Source organism: Thiomicrolovo sp. ZZH C-3 (assembly GCF_054862725.1).
Genome location: NZ_JBTKXX010000001.1, coordinates 1,548,927 through 1,563,372, shown reverse-complemented (window position 1 = coordinate 1,563,372; position 14,446 = coordinate 1,548,927). Strand labels below are relative to the sequence as shown.

22 protein-coding genes are annotated in these 14,446 nt (G+C 60.3%); 8 read left to right on the top strand and 14 right to left on the bottom strand.

What is annotated here, in order from left to right; translation table 11 throughout:
• Nucleotides 1-300 precede the first annotated feature (300 nt).
• Complete coding sequence (locus ACXWTF_RS08115; protein WP_461714496.1) at nt 301-1,146, bottom strand: aldo/keto reductase family protein; 846 nt, start codon at nt 1,144-1,146, stop codon at nt 301-303.
• A complete protein-coding gene (locus ACXWTF_RS08110) occupies nt 1,139-1,525 on the bottom strand; it encodes a bacteriohemerythrin (protein WP_461714495.1) in 387 nt (128 codons plus the stop codon). The genes ACXWTF_RS08115 and ACXWTF_RS08110 overlap by 8 nt, the downstream gene beginning before the upstream one ends.
• A gap of 126 nt (nt 1,526-1,651) precedes the next feature.
• On the opposite strand from ACXWTF_RS08110, the gene ACXWTF_RS08105 reads away from it, so the two are divergent.
• Nucleotides 1,652-2,065, top strand: a complete 414-nt coding sequence (locus ACXWTF_RS08105; RefSeq protein ID WP_461714494.1) for a hypothetical protein — start codon at nt 1,652-1,654, stop codon at nt 2,063-2,065.
• Nucleotides 2,066-2,077: 12 nt separating this feature from the next.
• Here the strand turns inward: ACXWTF_RS08105 and ACXWTF_RS08100 are convergent, their stop codons facing one another.
• Complete coding sequence (locus ACXWTF_RS08100) at nt 2,078-2,314, bottom strand: hypothetical protein (RefSeq protein ID WP_461714493.1); 237 nt, start codon at nt 2,312-2,314, stop codon at nt 2,078-2,080.
• Between the two features lie 117 nt (nt 2,315-2,431).
• Here ACXWTF_RS08100 and ACXWTF_RS08095 point away from each other — a divergent pair, with 117 nt between their 5' ends.
• Both ACXWTF_RS08095 and ACXWTF_RS08090 read left to right on the top strand, forming a co-directional pair.
• Complete coding sequence (locus ACXWTF_RS08095) at nt 2,432-2,683, top strand: hypothetical protein (RefSeq protein WP_461714492.1); 252 nt, start codon at nt 2,432-2,434, stop codon at nt 2,681-2,683.
• Nucleotides 2,670-3,047, top strand: coding sequence for a hypothetical protein (locus ACXWTF_RS08090; protein ID WP_461714491.1), 378 nt, complete (start codon nt 2,670-2,672; stop codon nt 3,045-3,047). The genes ACXWTF_RS08095 and ACXWTF_RS08090 overlap by 14 nt, the downstream gene beginning before the upstream one ends.
• Nucleotides 3,048-3,056: 9 nt before the next feature.
• Here the strand turns inward: ACXWTF_RS08090 and ACXWTF_RS08085 are convergent, their stop codons facing one another.
• The 8 genes from ACXWTF_RS08085 to ACXWTF_RS08050 all read right to left on the bottom strand — a co-directional run bounded on the left by ACXWTF_RS08085 (nt 3,057) and on the right by ACXWTF_RS08050 (nt 8,130).
• Entirely contained in the window at nt 3,057-3,605 is a 549-nt protein-coding gene (locus ACXWTF_RS08085) for a hypothetical protein (protein WP_461714490.1), read from the bottom strand.
• Between the two features lie 113 nt (nt 3,606-3,718).
• Complete coding sequence (locus ACXWTF_RS08080; protein ID WP_461714489.1) at nt 3,719-4,384, bottom strand: DUF6498-containing protein; 666 nt, start codon at nt 4,382-4,384, stop codon at nt 3,719-3,721.
• Nucleotides 4,381-4,824, bottom strand: coding sequence for a D-aminoacyl-tRNA deacylase (gene dtd, locus ACXWTF_RS08075; RefSeq protein WP_461714488.1), 444 nt, complete (start codon nt 4,822-4,824; stop codon nt 4,381-4,383). Before dtd ends, ACXWTF_RS08080 begins: the two co-directional genes overlap by 4 nt.
• Nucleotides 4,824-5,300: an FKBP-type peptidyl-prolyl cis-trans isomerase gene (locus tag ACXWTF_RS08070; protein WP_461714487.1), complete on the bottom strand. Its 477-nt coding sequence runs from the start codon at nt 5,298-5,300 to the stop codon at nt 4,824-4,826. The genes dtd and ACXWTF_RS08070 overlap by 1 nt, the downstream gene beginning before the upstream one ends.
• A gap of 69 nt (nt 5,301-5,369) precedes the next feature.
• On the bottom strand, nt 5,370-5,945 hold the full coding sequence (locus tag ACXWTF_RS08065; RefSeq protein WP_461714486.1) for a class I SAM-dependent methyltransferase: 576 nt from the start codon (nt 5,943-5,945) through the stop codon (nt 5,370-5,372).
• Between the two features lie 9 nt (nt 5,946-5,954).
• Nucleotides 5,955-6,911, bottom strand: a complete 957-nt coding sequence (locus ACXWTF_RS08060) for a DUF6515 family protein (RefSeq protein WP_461714485.1) — start codon at nt 6,909-6,911, stop codon at nt 5,955-5,957.
• 66 nt (nt 6,912-6,977) lie between these two features.
• On the bottom strand, nt 6,978-7,154 hold the full coding sequence (locus ACXWTF_RS08055) for a hypothetical protein (protein WP_461714484.1): 177 nt from the start codon (nt 7,152-7,154) through the stop codon (nt 6,978-6,980).
• 55 nt (nt 7,155-7,209) lie between these two features.
• On the bottom strand, nt 7,210-8,130 hold the full coding sequence (locus ACXWTF_RS08050) for a hypothetical protein (RefSeq protein ID WP_461714483.1): 921 nt from the start codon (nt 8,128-8,130) through the stop codon (nt 7,210-7,212).
• A 205-nt stretch (nt 8,131-8,335) separates the two neighbouring features.
• Between ACXWTF_RS08050 and ACXWTF_RS08045 the strand changes: the two genes are divergently transcribed.
• A complete protein-coding gene (locus ACXWTF_RS08045; RefSeq protein WP_461714482.1) occupies nt 8,336-8,674 on the top strand; it encodes a hypothetical protein in 339 nt (112 codons plus the stop codon).
• Nucleotides 8,675-8,676: 2 nt separating this feature from the next.
• Here ACXWTF_RS08045 and ACXWTF_RS08040 read toward each other — a convergent pair whose 3' ends face one another.
• The 3 genes from ACXWTF_RS08040 to ACXWTF_RS08030 all read right to left on the bottom strand — a co-directional run bounded on the left by ACXWTF_RS08040 (nt 8,677) and on the right by ACXWTF_RS08030 (nt 10,901).
• On the bottom strand, nt 8,677-9,303 hold the full coding sequence (locus ACXWTF_RS08040) for a hypothetical protein (protein WP_461714481.1): 627 nt from the start codon (nt 9,301-9,303) through the stop codon (nt 8,677-8,679).
• Between the two features lie 143 nt (nt 9,304-9,446).
• Nucleotides 9,447-10,328 carry a hypothetical protein gene (locus ACXWTF_RS08035; RefSeq protein ID WP_461714480.1) on the bottom strand — a complete coding sequence of 294 codons (882 nt, stop codon included), beginning with the start codon at nt 10,326-10,328 and terminating at the stop codon, nt 9,447-9,449.
• A gap of 66 nt (nt 10,329-10,394) precedes the next feature.
• Entirely contained in the window at nt 10,395-10,901 is a 507-nt protein-coding gene (locus ACXWTF_RS08030; protein ID WP_461714479.1) for a YgjP-like metallopeptidase domain-containing protein, read from the bottom strand.
• A 112-nt stretch (nt 10,902-11,013) separates the two neighbouring features.
• On the opposite strand from ACXWTF_RS08030, the gene msrP reads away from it, so the two are divergent.
• The 4 genes from msrP to ACXWTF_RS08010 all read left to right on the top strand — a co-directional run bounded on the left by msrP (nt 11,014) and on the right by ACXWTF_RS08010 (nt 14,433).
• Nucleotides 11,014-11,973 carry a protein-methionine-sulfoxide reductase catalytic subunit MsrP gene (msrP, locus tag ACXWTF_RS08025; RefSeq protein ID WP_461714478.1) on the top strand — a complete coding sequence of 320 codons (960 nt, stop codon included), beginning with the start codon at nt 11,014-11,016 and terminating at the stop codon, nt 11,971-11,973.
• Nucleotides 11,970-12,518: a ferric reductase-like transmembrane domain-containing protein gene (locus tag ACXWTF_RS08020; protein ID WP_461714477.1), complete on the top strand. Its 549-nt coding sequence runs from the start codon at nt 11,970-11,972 to the stop codon at nt 12,516-12,518. Before msrP ends, ACXWTF_RS08020 begins: the two co-directional genes overlap by 4 nt.
• An 80-nt stretch (nt 12,519-12,598) precedes the next feature.
• Nucleotides 12,599-13,579, top strand: coding sequence for a sce7726 family protein (locus tag ACXWTF_RS08015; RefSeq protein WP_461714476.1), 981 nt, complete (start codon nt 12,599-12,601; stop codon nt 13,577-13,579).
• A 65-nt stretch (nt 13,580-13,644) separates the two neighbouring features.
• Complete coding sequence (locus tag ACXWTF_RS08010; RefSeq protein WP_461714475.1) at nt 13,645-14,433, top strand: phytanoyl-CoA dioxygenase family protein; 789 nt, start codon at nt 13,645-13,647, stop codon at nt 14,431-14,433.
• The last annotated feature ends 13 nt before the right edge of the window (nt 14,434-14,446 follow it).

Below are 14,446 nucleotides of genomic sequence, written 5' to 3'. Positions count from 1 at the left end.
TTTCTCTTCAGTGTACCAGGTCAAATTATCGGTGTCGTTTCAGATGTCAATGGTGTCTGTGGAAGGATCGCGGTGACAGCAGCACCGCGAATGCAAGGGAGTAGAAGAACAAAAACGTAATGGCGACTTTCGCATGAAAGTCTGATACAAATCAATCGCATCGGAATGCTTACCCTTTTACGGGTAAGAACAGTATAGGATATTTTGGAAACAGGATGAACAACAAAGTGATCAACTTTTAATCAATGGTGTCTCGTCCCTGTCTATTTTTGAAAATCCCAGTGTGAAACGGCGTTAGACTCAGCTCAGCAGCAGCCGGTCGATCGCCGCGATCTCCTCGGGCGCCAGGCGGATATCCGTGACGTGCAGGTCCTCTTGCATATGGACGGAAGAGGTGGTGCCGTCGAGGGGAGTGATCCCTTTGGCGATCAGGTAGGCGTAGAAGATCTGCGGGGTGCCGATACGGCGTGCCATCGCGGCGCGGATGACCGGTTCGCTGCCGAGCAGATGAGGGTTGGCGGTCAGGCTCCAGAAGCTCTGGTAGCGTATGCCGTTGGCATCGCAGAAGGCGCGCAGCTCGGCATCATAGCCGGAATCGGCGTAGAAGCGGTTCTGCAGCACGGCCGGTTTGACCTTTGCTTCGTCAAAGAGCCGCTGCAGGGTCCGCAGGTCGTAGCAGTTGCTGATCCCCAGCTGCCGCGCCCCGCCGTCCATGGCGATCGTTTCCATTGCCCGCCAGACGGCGAGGAGGTGTGCGAAAGGGAAGAGCGGCGAGTGCAGGACGTACGAATCGACATAGCCGGTACGGAGGTTGTCCAGGGAGACACGGAAAGATTGCGCCACCTGTTCGGGGAGCGGGGCGTTCCGGTCGTAGGGGGTGTTCTCCGGATCCTGCCCGTCTGCGGGGGTGAATTTCGTCTGCAGAAAGACCGCTTCGCGTTTGAGCCCTTCGGCGTCCATCTTCGCCAGGGCTTCGCCGACACCGGCTTCATGGTAGTGGCGGGGCTGGCAGGCCGTATCGATGCCTCGGAAGCCGCAGCGCAGTGCCGCTTCGACGAGGGGCGCGGTCTGCTCTTTTTTCCAGGCTGTGCCGTAGATCAGCGTCGGCATCTCTACACCGGCGCGGGTTGTCAGGGTCTTAACCATGCGCGGCCTCCATTTCGAGCCCCTTGAGGAACATCGCCAGCTGCGCGTCGATGTTGATGATATGGCGCCGGAACTTTTCATAGGCATAATCGTCGATATAGGAGCGACCGAAGGGAGGGAGTTTCCGTGCTTTTTGGAGGAAGTAGCGCATCTCCGAGAGCAGGGTCTCGTGCTCGTCATGATGCTCCTGCAGGCCATAATAGGCGAGCGAACGCATCATCTCCTCTTCCATGGCAAAGTGGGCTTCCGTGTGTTCGACAAGGGCCGAAAACCCTTCAATGAAGTCGCTTCCCGTCGCCTGCTTGACGGCATCGAGCAGACGAAGAAAGTCTGCATGGGTCTCGTCCATCGCGGCGACTCCGAGCGTCAGTTCATCCATTCCTATCTCCTTGGGTACGCCCGGGGCGTTGGCCTCACGTGTGCAACTTTCATACGATAGCCGCGTCGCACGGAATATGCAGTAGGTGGGACGACACGCCCGCGACCGGGCGGAGAGGAGGTAACGATGTTATCAACGTTCAATGCACTCAAAGCCGTGTACGCCTCGCGCGAAATCACGATGGAGGATCTGGATGTCCTTCAGCAATACGATTTTATCCATTTTGAGAACCGCGGCATCAGCCGTTCGGAAAAAGACTGCCTGCTTTGCGAAGTACGCTGCGAACCCTTTGCGGCTTTCCTGGCGGCTATTACCGCTGCCGTCTTCGAATCGGCGGAGGCCCTGCGCGAACTGGTTCGCACTACGGGGCTGGGACTGTTAGAGGAGCAGAGCGGGGATACGGCGCTGCTCAGTTTTTACAGTGAAGACAAGACGGTGGAGATCATCGCCAGCGTCGCTTCCGACGGCCGGGTCAGTATCGATCCGGAGGATCTGGAAGTGCTTCCTTTTTTTCAGGTGTACCTGCGGGTACAGCACTGAGGCGGGATCGCCTTAGTGATGCTCGTGGCTGCCGCAGCCGCAGCCGCCCTGGAGCATCCCGATGACAAAGTGGTCATCCACTTCGGTGACGTCAAAGTGGTGTTTGCCGCAGAAGCTGTTTTTCATCAAGGAGAGCTGGGCATCCGCCGCGCTTCTGGCGCTCTCTTTATTGTCGAAGGTGACGATCTGATCCAACCCTTTTTTCTTGGCGCAACTGCAAAGTTTTTCGATGATGACATGGTGTTCCATAGGAGATTCCTTACACGTAAATATTGTGATTGAGAGGTTGCAAATGCCGTTCCTGCGGGCTTCACGTTCGCTTCATGATTGTATGGCATACTGGCGGTAAAGATTAAAGGAGCCATGATGAAACAAGTCATTTTATGGAGCGGAGCGGCCCTTATTGCGGCGACGGTCTATGCCGCCGCGCCGACAGCGCCGCAGCCGCCACAGGTCCGGGAAATCGTCCGGCTTCATGCCCACACCGAAGCGGTACAGAAGCCGGAAGCCGCCCCTGCGGCCGCCAAACCGGCGAAGGATTTCGGCAAACTGCATGACCGCAAGCTGCCCAACATCTTCTATCTGCCGAAACCGGAGGTGTCCGATGAAGCGCAATAAACTTCTGCTGCGCCTGGCGATGCTGCTGCTGCCCCTGTGGCTGCTGTCGGGCTGTTTTATCTATGTGGAGGACAACGACCCCCACATCCCCTATGCACCGGCGACACTCGTGATGCACAACGATGAGACCTCCTGGGGCAGGATCTTTTACGCCTATGCCGCGCCCTCCCTCGCGTCGAGCTGGGGTGAGGATCTGCTGGGGACGGATGTGCTCTACCCCGGGGAGGATCTTGTCGTAGACATCTATGAATGCGACCAGTATTACGATCTCCGGGTCGAGTACGAGGATGGGTACGTTACGGAGACACTGGGGGTGTGGATGCCGTGCGATACGACGGTCTATGCCACCTTTACGGACTACTAGGCCGGGGCGTCAGCCCTCGATCAGCTGTCCGCGGAAGTAGAGTTTCTGCTTGGTTTCGGAGACTTCGGGCTCCGGCGCGGTAACGGCCTCCACCTCCGGGGCCACCATCAGTTCGTCAAACTTGGACTGCGGGGTGGCGAGCATGACGCTCTCGAAAGCCCGCAGCCGCTTGAGCAGACTGTCGGAGACCGGCAGAAGCTCTTCGTAATAGTTCTGGGCGAGTTTCAGGTCGCTGGCGCTGGCCTTTTTCGAACCGAACATCCCCATCAATCCCCCCGATTTTTCGGCAAAGAGCGTGGCATAGATCTTGAGATAGATATCGTAGCAGTTGGTATGCAGCTCGATCATCTCGTCGATGACGCTTTTGGCGTTGGATGTTGAAAAGATCATCGCGTCGTCGTAGAGCCAGCGGCTGAAGTCGCTGTCGGACTGGTTGACGGGGACCGCATCTTTTTCATGGCTGACGCCGGAGACCATCAGTTTGATCTGGTTGATCCATTTGAGCTGATGGGTCCGTGCATTTCGAATATTCTGTATATAGTTCTCTTTTGATGCCATAATGACCTCCGCATAGAATACGGAAGTGTACGACAAGGCAGCGGGAATTATTGACGCTTCAATGGATAAAAAATAATCAGTGATCGGATAAAAGTGATGATCAAAAAGTCACATTAATCCACCGGACGCTTCCCCTGCACGGAGGCATGGTGGCGAATGAGCGAGCGCCCGTCCATCCCGATCTTCAAAAAGAGCAGGACGAGCAGCCCGGCGAGGGGCTGTCCCAGCGCCATAACGAGGAACCCCCCGACAATAAGCCCGATGTGCAGGACGGCGACCCGGCCGTAAGGCGCGCCCATCCAGTCCGAGAGCGTGGTGCGCTCATAATCGCCGCTGCGGACATAATCGACGTAGAAAGAGACGGCGTGGCTGACGATGAGCAGCGTCAGGGCGGTGAGTACGCCGTTGCCGAACAGGACGTCGCGGTGGTAGATGTAGTCGGCGAGACCGAAGACGTTCAGGTGCAGCTCCTTCGGCGCGAAGAGGGCGATGACGAAGATGCCGTGGGCGTAGGTAAACATGCCGTAGTGGAAGGTGAAAAAGGGGACAAGGAAGAGCTTGCCGAGGTTGCCGGCCAGATCCCCGGGGCGGTTGGTGATCATTTTGAGCACGTTGAAAAGGCCGATGACGACGTTCTCCATCCAGTACAGAAAAATCAGTTCAAAAACACCCCATCCCCGCTCCAGGACGCCGTAGAGCGGGTAGAGGTTGGCGGCCAGCAGGACAATGAGCGGCAGGGAGACGTAGCGCCGGAGTGTGGAGAGCAGCGGGACCGTCAAAGCGTTTTCGAATCCATCATGATGGTCACCGGGCCGTCATTGGCGATGTGCAGGTCCATGTGGGCGCCGAAGACGCCGTGCCGGACCGGGACGTTCACGGACGCCTGCGCAATGAAGTAGCGGTAGAGCTGTTCGGCTTCCGCCGCCGGGGCGGCGGCATCGAAGGAGGGGCGCCGCCCTTTTTTGACGTCGGCGGCGAGGGTGAACTGGGAGACGACAAGCAGTTGGCCCCCCACATCGAGCAGGGAGCGGTTCATCTTGCCCGCCTCGTCGGCGAAGATGCGCAATGGTATGATCTTGGCCAGCAGTTTGTCGGCGTCAGCCTCCGTGTCGCCCTCAAGCACGCCCAGCAGGAGGGTGAGCCCCTTTCCGATCGCGGCGACTTCGCGCCCCTCCACGTATACGGAGGAGCTGCCGACCCGCTGAAGCAGGGCCAGCATCAGTGGTGGTGGTGCTCGTGTTCGAGTAGCTCGCGGACGGCGGCGTCATCGAGGAGCTGCACCTCCTTCACCGTGCCGTCGAAGACGAGGCTGCTGCCGGCGAGGGGGTGGTTGCCGTCGAGAACCGCTTCATCGCCGCGGATCTCCTTGACGGTATAGATGATCATGTCGTCGGGATCGGATTCGAGGTGCCCTTCGATTTCCATACCGACCTCCAGGTCGTCGGGGAGTTCGGAGAGGGCCTCTTCGACGATGAGGGAGCCGTCGTACTCCCCGAAAGCTTCGGCGGGGGAGAGGGCGACGTAGACGTCGTCCCCGGCCTGTTTGCCTTCGAGTTCCGCTTCGAGCCTGGCGAAGATCTGGCCGTAGCCGCCGTGGAGGTACATCAGTTCGGAGTCATCGGGGTTCAGCAGCGTACCGTCGGCGGTGGAGAGCTCGTAGTCGAGGGTGACGAGGGTGTTCTTCGTAATGCGCATGGTGCGGCCTTAACAATGGGATAGAGAAATTTTACAATGAAACGGGGGGAATAGCCAAACGCGCCGTCTTTAAGCCTTAAGGGCAGTTGCAAGGGTGTAGCGCCAGCCGTAACGGATGCTGGTACCGGTGAAGCCGCGCTGCTCCAGCAGCGTTGCCAGGGTGTCCGGCGGGTAGAAGTGCCCCGGCTCGCCCAGCAGTTTTTCGGCCCGCATCAGGGTGCCGCCGAGCAGGGTGGAGGGGTCGAAGTCGTAGATGAAGAGCAGCCCGCCGGGCCGCAGAACGCGGACGATTTCGTCGAGGGCCTCTTCGGGAACGTCGAAGTGGTGCAGGGCCTCGCCCACTAAAACGGCATGGAACCGGTCGGCGTCGAAAGGGAGGGCTTCGGCCCGCGCCGTAAAGCGCTCAACGATTTCGGGTACGTAGCGCAGCATCCCCTCGGCCGGGTCGGCGGCAACGGGTCGCAGATCGCTGCGGCAGCCAAGCGCGTAGCTGCTCAGGGTGCCCGTCCCCGCGCCGAGGTCGAGGAGGATGGCTTCGGCGGGGAGGGGACGGAGGGATTCGCAGAGGTGGGAGACGGCGGCCGCGGGGTAGACCGCTGCGCCGAACCGGCTGAAGATCCAACCGAGATGGTTGAAGGGGATCATCTTTGCGCCTTACGGCGTGACGACGATATAGACGATACGGTCACCCTGGATCGCCTGCATGAAATAGGTGTCCGCATAACGGTAGTACTGTGCCCCGTTGATCGTGACACTGTAGGCGCCGTCGGGCAGGGCGTCAAGGACCTGGCCGGGAGCGAACTCGACGTCATAATAGGCCACCGGCGGTTTCACGACGCGGTAGGCGTTGCGGTAGGAGTCCCACGTATAATAGACGTCCGCATAATAGTAGTAGGTGCGCCCGCTGTGTACAAAGACGGTGTAACCGACCGGCAGGCTCCGGACGACCAGGCCGACCGGCGGGACGGCGACGACGAACCCGTGGTCGTGGCGGCGGTAGTAGACACCGTCGGCATAGTAGAACGAGAGCGCGCCGAGGGTCAGGGAGATGGCCACGCGCGGCAAGCTCCGCACGACGTATCCCGGGCGCTGGTAATAGGTCAGCGGACGGGCTCCCGGCGGGCGGTAATAGCGCTTGTGCTTGTCGATGCGGACCACCTTGTTATGCGAAGGGGAATAGACCCGTTTACCGTCGCGGTATTCCGTTTTTGACGGGCGTACCGTACGCTGTTCGATTCGTCTGTCATCGCGCTGGTTCGGCCGGACGACAGGCGCCGGTCTGACCGGGTGCGGGGTGTATTTTTGCGGTTCGGAACGGCGTACCTCTTCCCGACGGATCTCGCCTTTGGAGGGCTGGGTACGGTCGCGGCGGATCTCCTGTCCCAGGACGTTGCCCTGACCGTTGGAACGGCCCTGGTTGTAGGAACGATCCTGCTTGTTGTAGGTGCGCTCCTGTTTATTGTAGGAACGGTCCTGTTTATTATAGGAGCGTTCCTGCTTTGAACCGCCACGGTTGTTGTCGTTCCTGCCGTCATGGTCAGGGGCCGCATGCAGCAGGGCCGAACCGAGAAGCAGGGCTGCTGCCATTGAGATGAAGTTGCTGGTTTGCATCGCATCCTCCTTAAGTGATAGGTCCAGTATAACGGGAAATCGTTAAAAAATTGTGAGTCGCGTGCGTCAGCGGGGGGGATGCTCCCGTTTCAGGGCGGTGAGGGTTTTGAAAAAGCAGCCTCCGGTGAAACGGTAATGCGTCTCCCGTTTTTCGAGGCCGTCGTTGTGCTGCCGGACCAGGCGGATATCTTCGGGTCTGACCCGGTAGTTTTTGTCACAATGTACGCAGTAGAGGTTTTCCATAACGTTTTATATGCAAAGCGTGTTCATGCATGCTGCTTCCCCCGGAGGGAAACGGTCAATGGGTACGTTTGCGGAAGAAGAGCATCAGCGCCGCCCCGCCGAGCAGCAGTTCGGCGAGCAGCAGCGTGACGACGGAGGAGAACATGGACTCGTCCGAAGGCTCGGTATCATCGGAGATCTCGAAGGGGGTCGTGCGTTGGAAGGAGGAAGCGGTCTGGATATGTTTGGGGGCCACCGGTTTCGGTGTGACGGCGGGGGCCGCCTCGGCAGGTTGCGGAGCGGCTGCTGCGGGTTCCGTGACTTCGGGCGCGTGCTTCGGCGCGGGTGCTGCTTTTTGCGGTGCCGCCGTTTTGGGGGTGATCGCCGCCTGCGGTTCGAGGGGTTCGGTAATGAACGGCTTCAGGGTTGCGAGGTTCTTCGCGATATAGGCGTTCGGGTGAAGTTTGCGGATGCTTTTGAGGACGGTGCGGACCTCCCCGCTGTTGCGGAACTGCTGCAACACGGCCAGGTAGTTCTGCGTTCCGCCGCTGAGGGCATAGGTGAAGGCGTGATCACTCTGCAGGCTGCCGGTGTCGGCATTGTGCTGCAGGTACCACTGCAGCGCTTCGATGCGCTGCTTGGCCTCGGCTTTACTGCCGAAAACGCCGGCAACGATCTCCCCGCCGTCGGTCAGGTAGGCATCCGGGTGAAGCTTGTGGATCGTATCGAGCACGATCTTGCGCTCCGCGCTGCTGCGGAATTTATGCAAAACGGCCAGGTAGTCCGGTGTGGCATTGCGTACGTCATAGGTAAAGGCCCCCTGCGCCTGGAGGGGACCGGCGTCGGGGTCCTGCTGCAGGTACCACTGCAGGGCCTCAATGCGCTGCGCCGCATCCTGTTCCGTCTGGAACGCCCCTGCAATGATGGCTTCCGTTGTCGCGGCCGCAAGCGAGACCGCCGACAAAAACAGTAGAAAGGATAGGGTGGCCAGACGCATGCAACTCCTTTAATGAATATAGCGCCTGAACGCGCCAATGAGAGAAGGTTATTTTAGCACCCGGAACTTTGTCTAACTTTTTTTTGCGCTGAAAATACTGTGCTTTGCCGTTTTTTCACATGTTTGGAGGATAAAAACTGTAATACGGCTGTGACACAAAGGGGGTATAGTGCCGTATTATTGATACTTGCGGCAGGAAAATGTGATGACAATGACCCCGGCATACCGAGACGCTAAGCAGCGTGTCCTCCCCGTGACGGCGTTGAAGGCTGCAGGCCTTCCGGAAAGCAGCGGGGCGTTGGAGGCACCGCGCCTCTCCCCGATGCACGGCGGCGCCCACCCGGTGCTGAGCCGTTACATCCGCCAACGTTTGCGCGTGCCCGAAAGCTACACGCATATCAAGACGCTGGTCTATGCCGCCGGGCAGAACCTGCGGGTCATGACGACCTTCTCGGCGCGAAACTACCGGGGGGACGCTTTTACCGCCCACCTTTCCGCGGTGATCGCCCCGGGCGGGGCGCTGCTCAGCGTCAAACAGCTCTGAATCTACCCCTGCACCGGCTGGCGTCTGCCGGCAAAGAGCAGAATGAACGCCGCCCCGCCGAGCAGCTCCGCGATCAGCAGCGGCAAAAATGAAGGCCCTGTCGTTTCCGGGGGGATGGAAGCGGATGTCAGCGTCTCGGGCGTGGTGACCGCCGTCACCTCCATCCCCGGCACCGTCTCCACGACGGTCGTATCTGTCGCCGTTGCAACGCTTTCCGCCATCACTTCTTCAGAAACAGCCGCCGGGGCGAACGCCGCGGTGTCCGCGGATGCCATGCGTTGTGCATGGGCACCGAGTGGCTGCGTAAAGTCCATGTTGTTCTTGACGTAGGCGTCCGGGTAGATCTTCTTGATGCTGTTACGTACCGTCAGCACTTCGTCGAAATTGCGGAAAGCGTACAGCACCGCGACGTAATAGGGGGCCGCGCTGCGGACGCCGTAGGTGTAGTGCCCGCCGCGCTGGAGAGCGTAGCTCTCCGGCTCAAAGCGCAGATACCCTTTGAGGGTGTCGACGCGCTGCTGCGCCTGTTCGGGGGTATGGAACGCCCCGACGACGATGACCTTGGTGGTGGCGGCCGCGAGGGACGCGGCCGTGATAAACAGTAGTAGTGTCGCGATGATCGGTCGCATGGTTCTCCTTCTCGGCGGCACCGAATCTGGTGCCGGAAAAAATAATTGTAACATTAATAACTTTATTAAACATATTTTTAAAAAAATTTAAAAGTTTGGAGGGAGAAAGAGCGGACGGGGCGTGATCGGGAGAGAGGGGTGCCTTACTCCTTCCCTTTACGGAGTTCGGCATCGAGGGTGTCGAAGAAGGCTTTCGCCTCCTGCTCAAACTGCTTGCGCCACTCGATCCACTGCGCTTTGTAGCGCTTCAGCGTCTTTGCATCAAGCTGCAGCAGCATCCCCTGGGCCTCGAGGGCTTTTTCGGTCCCTTTGGTCACGTTGTCCGCATCGGGTTCGGAAAGGGTGTCGCTTTGCTGCGCCATCTCCCCGGCGACGTCGTTCAGGGTCTGCTGCTCCTGCGGGGTCAGCTGCTCCCCGTGTTCGTCGAGTGCGTCGCGGGCCGATGCGGCCAGCGCGTCGACCTGTTCGCGCAGGACGCTGCCGTAGCGTTCGATAGAGTCGGACATCTGCCGGTTGAGCGTTTCGGCATAGGTGTCCATCTGTTGCCGCATCGTTGCAAGCTGCTGCTGCAGGTCGTCGGAGGTGGCGCTGAACTGTCCCGCGAGCTCCTGGGTGATCTTGGTCAGTTCCGAAAAGAGGGCGGAGAGGGCGTTGCCGCGCATCCCCTCCGCCGTACGCGCGTAGTCGACGAGCCACGCCCCGTCGCGCTGGACAAGGTAGGTTGTCACGGTAGCGGGCAGGTCGCGTCCCTCCGGGGCGCTGATGCGCGAGACGATCTGCGCTTTGCGCCCTTCGATAAGGACTTTTTCGACCGTCGCTTCGGCGCCTTCCCAGGCGTGTCCGAAGGCGTCGAATGCCGCCTCGTCTTCCAGGGTGGAGTAGCGGACCGCATCACTGGCATCGTTCTGTTCGACGGCCTTCCAGAACGCCGCCGCAGCCTCCTGCGGGGTCTTGGGTTCGAAACAGCCGCCGAACGACGCAACGATCAAAAGGAGTGCCGCCAGACGGGAAAAAAACATCTTCATTGGTTGCCTTTATAACGGGAATCGAAAGGCGCCATTATAGCGTGCAGGGGAAAATGCGTTGCGGGGTCAGTAGAGCTTCCCGGCCTGCTCCAGGTGGGTCAGGTAGAGGCGCAGGTCGAACTCCAGCTGGTGGTAGCCGGGGGCCATATGCTCGCAGAGGTTGTAAAAGGCCTTGTTGTGGTCGCGCTCTTTGAGGTGGGCCAGTTCGTGGGCGACGATCATCTGCAAAAAGGGCTCGGGGACCCTTTTAAAAAGGGAGGCGATGCGGATCTCCCGCCGGGAACGTACCCGTCCTCCGTGCACCTTCGAGATGCGGGTGTGCATCCCAAGCGCGTCGTCGATGACCCTGATCTTCGTGTCGTAGACGACCTTGTGCAGTGGCTGGGAGTTGCGCATGTGCGCGCTGCGCATGGCGTCGGCGTAACCGTAGAGCGCATTGTCGGTGGAGAGGGCGTGCGCCTCGGGGTACTTCTGCAGCAGAACATCACCGAGCTTCCCGCCCTCGATCAGCCGCCGCACCTGCGCCTGGAGCGTCTCGGGGTAGTGGGCAAGATAGCGCAGTTCCGTCGTCATGCTCTCTCCAAAGATGTTTGCGCCATTGTAGCATCTGTAGCGGCCGTTTTTGAACTATTTATGCGCTGGGCGTATAGTCTTACTAAGGTACAACGCCCGAAAAGGAGCGACGATGCAACGCACACGATACGAAAACCGGCCGCTGCGCGAAGCCGACGTGACGGAAGAGGCGCTCTTCGACGCACGCCGGAAGTTCCTGAAGCTGGGGGCGGCGACCCTGGTGAGTACGGCGGCGGCGCTGGAACTGGCTGCGAAAGAGCGCCTGCCCGCGGCAAACCTCGACTATGCCAAAGACCCCAACGCGGGTGGACTCGAACTCAATACCTACGAGCAGATCACCTCCTACAACAACTTCTTCGAGTTCACAACGAGCAAGGAGGGGGTCAAACCCCTTTCAAAGCGCTTCAAAAGCGAGCCGTGGAAGCTGACCATTGACGGGATGGTCGGGCAGCCGCTCGAGCTGGACGTCTGGAAGCTGATGAAGCAGCTCCCCCTGGAAGAGCGGATCTACCGTTTCCGCTGCGTGGAGGGGTGGTCGATGGTCGTGCCGTGGATCGGGTTCGAACTCTCCAGGCTCATCGCCATGGCCAGGCCCCTCTCCTCGGCGAAGTACGTCCGTTTCGAGACGCTGTACGACCCCGAGCAGTTCCCCGACCAGGGCCGCGGCCTCCTGGCGACTCTAGACTACCCCTACGTCGAGGGGCTGCGCATGGACGAGGCGATGCACCCGCTGACGCTGATGGCCGTCGGCCTCTACGGCCACACCCTCCCGCCGCAGAACGGCGCGCCGATCCGCCTCGTCGTGCCGTGGAAGTACGGCTTCAAAAGCATCAAGTCGGTCGTGAGGATCACCTTTACCGACACCCGGCCGCAGAACACCTGGCAGGCCTACGCCCCCCGCGAATACGGATTTTACGCGAACGTCAACCCCGGCGTCGACCACCCCCGCTGGTCTCAGGCGCGCGAACGGGTGCTGGGGCACTTCTTCAAACAGCCGACGCAGCTGTTCAACGGCTACGGGAAAGAGGTCGCCCATCTCTACAAGGGCATGGACCTGAGGAAAGATTTTTGAAAAGAACGCTCCTTTTCCTCCTCTGTCTCTCCCCGCTGCTCTTCCTGCTCTACCGCCTCTTCGCCGGCGGGGCGGAAGACCCCGTCAAGACCATCTACAGCGTGACCGGTTACAGTGCCCTGACACTGCTCTACGCGGCGACGACGATCTCCCTGGTGCGGAAGAAGATTCGGCTGCTGCGCTACCGGCGTATGGTGGGGCTCTTCGCCTTCTTCTACGCCCTGCTGCACTTTTCCAACTTCCTCATCCTCGACATGGAACTCGATCCCGCCGCCGCCTTTAACGAGACGCTGAAGCGGCCCTTCATCTATCTCGGGGTGAGCGCCTTCGCAATCCTGCTGTTTATGGCCGTCACCTCCCTGCCCAGGCTCTTCGCCAGGTATTACAGGTACCACCGGCTTATCTACGTCGCCCTGCTGCTGGTCACGGTCCACTTCGTCATGGCGCAGAAGGCGCTCGCCTACTGGCAGTGGGAGATCCTGGCGGTGATGGGCGTTATCGGGGTGCTGAAGCTGCTGCAGAAAACCGGGCTCGCGAAGCTCTGAACGGCGCCGCTCGGCGGCCGTCACATGGCATCCCTGCCATCTTTTCGCCGCGCGGTCCGGCTACGCGCTATAATCGCGCCATGGATGCCGTCAACGCCAATGAAGTTCTTGCCCTTCTCAATGCCGTCACTGTCGACGAAGCCCTGCTCGAAGAGCAGCCCGACAACCCCTTCATTCCCCGCCGCCTGAAACGGCGCCGCAAGCAGTTGTGCGACTACTGCAGCGGGGGCGACGACGAAGGCTATGTGCGGCAGGCCTACGCGGACATGACCCCGCGCCAGCGCCGCGACCGGGACCACAAGAGCTTCCTCGCCAAGTACCGCAAGCTGCGGCCCGCCCCGGCGTCGAACGAGGCCGAACTGCGCGAGGCCGCCGAAACATTTTTGCGCGAACGCTACGGGGAGGGGACACATATCATCCACGAGTTCTCGCAGTGGACCATCAGCGTGCGTCCTGACCTTTACGCCCTGACGGAAGAAGAGACACTCGTCGCCGTCGAGATCAAGAGCGACAAGGACAACCTCGACCGCCTCTACCGCCAGCTTGACAGCTACTCCCGCTTCAGCAACCACGTCTACGTCGCCCTCGACGAGCGGTTCCTGCCCAAGTACCTGCAGACCTTCGGCAACCGCTTCGAGCATGTGGGCATTCTGCTCTACGGGGAAGGGGGCCTGGGGCTTTACAAGGAGCCCGAACCGCTGCTTCCCGATACGTTCGTCGCCATGCTCCGCGCCCCGGAGCTGAAGCACTACTTCTCCATGCTGAACAACCGGAGCCGCCTTCCCGGTAACGACTATAATACCTACCGTGACGTTATCGACGCCGTCTACACCCAGCACGAACGCGAACGGATCGCGCGGCAGCTCTTCGTCGCCCGTCTGCGGGGCGACAGGCCCGATGATGTTAAGATAGTGGACTACGTCGACCCCCTGGAGAAGCAGCTGCTCTTCGACGAACTGCTCAAACCCTCCTACTGGGAAGCGGGGCGGCTGTGCAGGGCGGCGAGGCTTCCCGGCGTGCTGGAACTCTACCGGCAGCTGCGGCAGCCGACGCTCTTTTGACGCGGGGTCGAACGGAAATTGCTTTGCCGTTAAAAAAGCGTGAGTGCAGAGAAGGGAGCAGAGCAGTGAAAGTGGGGCCGATGCCGGCGGAAAAACATTGGTTCGAGTACGAAAACTATGCTCAGCATCCCCGCTACCTCGGTCTCTCCGGGGAGGAGAGGGCGATTGTCGAGCAGTTCAACGCGGACGGCTGTTACCTCTACAGGGGTGCGATCGGCGACGAGACGGTCGAAAAGGTCAACGACGCGCTGGACGACTGGACGGTCGCCAACGTCAAAGCCCTGGCGGCGAACAAAAAAGCCGACGGCACCTACCCGCGTCTGATCGGGCTGCACGATGATATTCCCGCCATCAACGCGCTCTTCGCGGAGCGCACCATCGTAAAATTGCAGGAGCTGCTGTTCGGCCTGGGGCCGTCGCTGCGGACGTCGATTACCTTTTTGCAGGGGAGCCAACAGCCGCTGCACCGGGACATTCCCGTCTTTCACGTCATGCCCGGGGAGCCTTATTTCAGGATCTGGATCGCCCTGGAAGATACGACGCCTGACAACGGTACGCTGACGGGGGTCAAAGGCGCCCACCGGGTCGCGGCGGAGCGCTACGGGCTGCCGCACCGATTCTACGAACGTTTCGATACAATGCCGCCACAGGATCCCGACGCGTGGCGCCGGTACCAGGAGACGCTGAAGCGGCAGTACGAAGCGGCCGGTCTGAGCGAGGAGGCGTTCGCCTTCCGCGGCGGCGACGCCCTTATCTGGCACCCGCGTTTCCCTCACGGCGGCAGCGTCATCGAGAACAGACGCTCCAGCAGGCGCTCCGTCGTCCTGCACGTCTCGGCCCTCCCGCCGCGTTAACACCCATCTTAAC

Excerpts from the sequence above, each read along its gene's own strand:
- ACXWTF_RS08115 (WP_461714496.1), bottom strand. The coding sequence starts at position 1,146 with ATGGTTAAGACCCTGACAACCCGCGCCGGTGTAGAGATGCCGACGCTG.
- ACXWTF_RS08110 (WP_461714495.1), bottom strand. The coding sequence starts at position 1,525 with ATGGATGAACTGACGCTCGGAGTCGCCGCGATGGACGAGACCCATGCA.
- ACXWTF_RS08105 (WP_461714494.1), top strand. The coding sequence starts at position 1,652 with ATGTTATCAACGTTCAATGCACTCAAAGCCGTGTACGCCTCGCGCGAA.
- ACXWTF_RS08100 (WP_461714493.1), bottom strand. The coding sequence starts at position 2,314 with ATGGAACACCATGTCATCATCGAAAAACTTTGCAGTTGCGCCAAGAAA.
- ACXWTF_RS08095 (WP_461714492.1), top strand. The coding sequence starts at position 2,432 with ATGAAACAAGTCATTTTATGGAGCGGAGCGGCCCTTATTGCGGCGACG.
- ACXWTF_RS08090 (WP_461714491.1), top strand. The coding sequence starts at position 2,670 with ATGAAGCGCAATAAACTTCTGCTGCGCCTGGCGATGCTGCTGCTGCCC.
- ACXWTF_RS08085 (WP_461714490.1), bottom strand. The coding sequence starts at position 3,605 with ATGGCATCAAAAGAGAACTATATACAGAATATTCGAAATGCACGGACC.
- dtd (WP_461714488.1), bottom strand. The coding sequence starts at position 4,824 with ATGCTGGCCCTGCTTCAGCGGGTCGGCAGCTCCTCCGTATACGTGGAG.
- ACXWTF_RS08070 (WP_461714487.1), bottom strand. The coding sequence starts at position 5,300 with ATGCGCATTACGAAGAACACCCTCGTCACCCTCGACTACGAGCTCTCC.
- ACXWTF_RS08065 (WP_461714486.1), bottom strand. The coding sequence starts at position 5,945 with ATGATCCCCTTCAACCATCTCGGTTGGATCTTCAGCCGGTTCGGCGCA.
- ACXWTF_RS08060 (WP_461714485.1), bottom strand. The coding sequence starts at position 6,911 with ATGCAAACCAGCAACTTCATCTCAATGGCAGCAGCCCTGCTTCTCGGT.
- ACXWTF_RS08055 (WP_461714484.1), bottom strand. The coding sequence starts at position 7,154 with ATGGAAAACCTCTACTGCGTACATTGTGACAAAAACTACCGGGTCAGA.
- ACXWTF_RS08050 (WP_461714483.1), bottom strand. The coding sequence starts at position 8,130 with ATGCGTCTGGCCACCCTATCCTTTCTACTGTTTTTGTCGGCGGTCTCG.
- ACXWTF_RS08045 (WP_461714482.1), top strand. The coding sequence starts at position 8,336 with ATGACAATGACCCCGGCATACCGAGACGCTAAGCAGCGTGTCCTCCCC.
- ACXWTF_RS08040 (WP_461714481.1), bottom strand. The coding sequence starts at position 9,303 with ATGCGACCGATCATCGCGACACTACTACTGTTTATCACGGCCGCGTCC.
- ACXWTF_RS08035 (WP_461714480.1), bottom strand. The coding sequence starts at position 10,328 with ATGAAGATGTTTTTTTCCCGTCTGGCGGCACTCCTTTTGATCGTTGCG.
- ACXWTF_RS08030 (WP_461714479.1), bottom strand. The coding sequence starts at position 10,901 with ATGACGACGGAACTGCGCTATCTTGCCCACTACCCCGAGACGCTCCAG.
- msrP (WP_461714478.1), top strand. The coding sequence starts at position 11,014 with ATGCAACGCACACGATACGAAAACCGGCCGCTGCGCGAAGCCGACGTG.
- ACXWTF_RS08015 (WP_461714476.1), top strand. The coding sequence starts at position 12,599 with ATGGATGCCGTCAACGCCAATGAAGTTCTTGCCCTTCTCAATGCCGTC.